The organism is bacterium (genome assembly GCA_030655055.1).
GTDB lineage: Bacteria > Edwardsbacteria > AC1 > AC1 > EtOH8 > UBA5202.
The window spans coordinates 1-3,350 of sequence record JAURWH010000195.1 but is presented as its reverse complement, the minus strand read 5'-3'; the positions used below and the strand labels follow the sequence as shown (position 1 = coordinate 3,350).

Genomic DNA, 3,350 nt, shown 5'->3' with positions numbered 1-3,350 from the left:
AGTTGATGGCGGTTAAAAGCTTGTCTGGCCTGTTTGAGGGCTTGGCCAAAGCCCGAGTTCAGACAAGCCCGTCATCAACGAGACGCGCAACGCCAGGAGAGTTTTAAGCGACGAGCTTTTTCTTTTGGTTCTTCTCTTTTTGGCGGCACAAAAAGAAAAGAACGTAGTCGGGCTAAATCAGGGTTTTTACCATATCCTGTAAATACTTTCTACTTTTCCGGCGCAAGCTAGATATGAAAACACTAAAAACCCCCGCCAACGGCGGGGGTTTTTACTTGCCTAAATTCATTTTTTGGGGATGCTGTCTCAGCCCGCTATCCGGCGGTCCTCCCCCAGCCTCCGGCTGCCCACCATTTCCTCCACTCCGCTGATGATCCGCAAGATGTCGCGGTGGCTGGGCGGAATGCCCTGGCTGGGCTGGGTCTGGGCGAATTCCATGTTGCGGTACAATTTTATCAGCCTCCCTCCGCTTTCGCGCTCGATGGCCGCCGACAGTTTCTCCCCGGGGAAATAATCCTTCTCCTGGTGGTGGCTGAAGGTGGGGTTTATCAGCAGCAGCGGGACCTTGTCCTTGCGGAAAAGCTTGGCTGCCCGCACCGTTTCCCGGTAGGCCGGCTCGTCAAAGGGGTCTGGGGAATGGAGGGTCAGCGGTTCGGGATAGCAGTCGGTCAGGGCTATCACCAGGCTGGAGGATCCAGGCGAACGGTGCTTCTGCAGGCGGATCATGGCCAGGGCCTTCTGCATCCCGTCGGCCAGCGGGGTCTGCCCGTGAACGGCCAGCGACAGCAGGCTTTTGGTGACCACCCGGTAGTTGTGGGTGGGATGGTTCAGGATCTGGGCCTGGGCCCCGGACAGCGAGATCAGCCCGATCCGGTCCTTGTTCATCCTAAAATAGCCGGTCAGCGAGTTGATGATCTCGGCCATCACGTTGATGTAGGGGTGGGTGGAGTGGCTGACGTCGGCCAGCAGCACCAGGGTCAGGCTCTGCCGCTCCGCCTTCTCCCAGCCCACCAGGTCCCGGCCGCCGATGGAGAACCGCCGGGAACTGAATTCGTACCTGCCCTGCCCGGCGGCTTTGATCAGGGTCTGCACCGGGGCCAGAGTATTCTCGCCCGGCTGGTAACGCACTTCCTTGACGTTGCGTCCCGAGCGCTCGGTGACCACCGTCCGACGTTTGGGGCTTCCCTTGAACGAACGGGCCTTGGTCTTTCCGATCTTTTTCAGGAATTTCAGGAAGCCGCCTTTGAGCCTGGCGGTAAGACTGCGGGAGGGATCGAACAGCGGGATGGGCTGGCCCGGGGAAATTACTGCGACTTTCTTGGGCTTGGTAAAGCGGCGTTTGACCTTGTCAAAGAGGCTCCGCAGGATATTCCTGTCGGCCTTCCCCGGCTGAACGTTAAGCCTGGCCGTTTGCAGTGCCTGCAGTTTGGCCTTTATTTGTTTTTTTTTACGCCCTCGGCGCCGGGGCCCTGTAATGGCTGCTCTGTCTGAAGCCCTTTATTTTCGTTGACCGCCAGGTCTTTGGCGGCCGGGACCGCTGCCGTGTGTCTGCCAAAACTGCGGGCGATCTCCTCGGGCGGCGGCGGTTCCAGCAGGCCTCCGTCCCGGGTGCGGTGCACCAGGGCCAGCTCGGCCGCCAGCATTATGTCCTCGCGGGCGGTCTGGGTCCTGTTATTGAGCGCGGCCAGGGTCAGGGCGGTCTTGATGATCACTATGTCCGGCCGCTGACCGTCCACCTTCAACTCGGCGCAGGAGCGGGCCACCGCCGCCACCGCCTCGTCGCCGGCCGTGACCCGCGGCAGCATTGCCCTGGCGGTTACGATGGCGGATTTCAGCGCCTGCGATTGGGACTCGTATCGCTGGAAGAATTCCTCCGGATGGTCCTCGAACAGCAGGTTGGCGCGGACTATCTCCACCCGCTGCTCCGGGTCCTTTACCGTCTCTATCCTGACGCAGAGCGGGAAACGGTCCAGGATCTGGGGCCGCAGGTCGCCCTCCTCCGGGTTCATGGTCCCCACCAGCACAAAGTCGGCCGGGTGGGAGACGGACACCCCCTCCCGCTCGATGGTGTTCCAGTGCGAGGCCGCCGCGTCCAGGATGTCGTCCACCAGGTGGTCGGGCAGCAGGTTGACCTCGTCCACGTAAAGGATGTTGCCGTTGGCCGCGCCCAGGATGCCCGGCTGCACGGCCTTCTCGCCGGTCTTAAGCAGCTTCTCCACGTCGATGCTGCCCACCAGCCGGTCCTCGCTGCAGGACAGCGGCAGGTTGACTATCCGCATCGGCCGGGTAATGCCCTGGTGGCCGCTCTTCTCCCGGCACAGGGTGCAGAACCGGGACGGGTCGCCCGGATCACAGTTGAAGGGGCAGTCCTGCACCGCGCTGTGATCGGGCAGCACCGCGGCTATCGAATGCACGGCGGTGCTCTTGCCGGTGCCCTTGGGCCCGGAGATAAGCAGTCCGCCGATGCGCGGGTTGATCACGTTGGCCAGATAGGCGGTCTTCAGCTTGTCCTGGCCGATGATGGCCGGAAAGGGGAACATCCGGCGTGAAGTTTTGTTCATGCGATCATTATAGTGATGGAGTCTTTAAATGTCAACAGTTGTTTTTATTTACCATCCGGCCGGACATTGAAGAAAGCGGCGGATGGCCGGGGCCGTTTGATCACGGCAAAAAGATCGAAATATTTTCATTATTTAGTTGCATATAACGGCCCGTTATGATTAAATATATCCTACAATGTCTACGATTACCTATATCTCATCGCTTGAGGGCATCGATCCTTCAATGCTGCGGGGATTCTTTGAAGGTTGGCCTAAAAAGCTTTCACCCCGGACTCATTTGCTTTTGCTGAAAAACAGCGATCACGTTGTTTTAGCGGTCGAGACCCGAACGAATAAAGTGACCGGTTTTATCACCGCCATCAGCGACGGCGTGCTGTGCGCGTATATTCCGCTGCTGGAGGTCTTGCCCGAATACCGGAATCAGGACATCGGAAGTGAGTTGGTCAAAAGAATGTTGAAGAGATTAAAAGGCTTGTATATGGTAGATCTGCTGTGCGACAAAAAGGTGCAGCCATTCTATCTCCGGCACGGAATGTCAAAGGCTACCGGGATGATGATTCGCAACCATACTATGCAGTCAGGGCGAAAAACATCAAAAGGAACTATTTCATGAACTTAGAACTGCTGCTTTCTTTTCTTGGTAAGTTAGAAAAATTGAAATGCATCCCCCGGCATTCTTGGACTTCAAGTGGAAGACAAGAAAGCGTAGCAGAGCATTCCTGGAGGCTGGCCGCAATTGTTTATTTATTGAAAGACGAATTGAAAGGTTATGATATTGAAAAGATGCTT

The 3,350-nt window shown here is 57.5% G+C and carries 5 protein-coding genes; 3 read left to right on the top strand and 2 right to left on the bottom strand.

Annotated features, from left to right (window positions below; translation table 11 throughout):
- Nucleotides 1-306: 306 nt before the first annotated feature.
- Entirely contained in the window at nucleotides 307-1,164 is an 858-nt protein-coding gene (locus Q7U71_09160; GenBank protein ID MDO9391924.1) for a VWA domain-containing protein, read from the bottom strand.
- Nucleotides 1,165-1,243: 79 nt separating this feature from the next.
- Between Q7U71_09160 and Q7U71_09155 the strand changes: the two genes are divergently transcribed.
- Nucleotides 1,244-1,393 carry a hypothetical protein gene (locus Q7U71_09155; protein ID MDO9391923.1) on the top strand — a complete coding sequence of 50 codons (150 nt, stop codon included), beginning with the start codon at nucleotides 1,244-1,246 and terminating at the stop codon, nucleotides 1,391-1,393.
- Between the two features lie 40 nt (nucleotides 1,394-1,433).
- Here Q7U71_09155 and Q7U71_09150 read toward each other — a convergent pair whose 3' ends face one another.
- Nucleotides 1,434-2,561, bottom strand: coding sequence for an AAA family ATPase (locus Q7U71_09150; protein MDO9391922.1), 1,128 nt, complete (start codon nucleotides 2,559-2,561; stop codon nucleotides 1,434-1,436).
- A 223-nt stretch (nucleotides 2,562-2,784) separates the two neighbouring features.
- Here Q7U71_09150 and Q7U71_09145 point away from each other — a divergent pair, with 223 nt between their 5' ends.
- Both Q7U71_09145 and Q7U71_09140 read left to right on the top strand, forming a co-directional pair.
- Nucleotides 2,785-3,174: a GNAT family N-acetyltransferase gene (locus tag Q7U71_09145; GenBank protein ID MDO9391921.1), complete on the top strand. Its 390-nt coding sequence runs from the start codon at nucleotides 2,785-2,787 to the stop codon at nucleotides 3,172-3,174.
- Nucleotides 3,171-3,350: HD domain-containing protein (locus tag Q7U71_09140; protein MDO9391920.1), on the top strand; the 180-nt coding region annotated here is incomplete at its 3' end. The genes Q7U71_09145 and Q7U71_09140, both read left to right, overlap by 4 nt.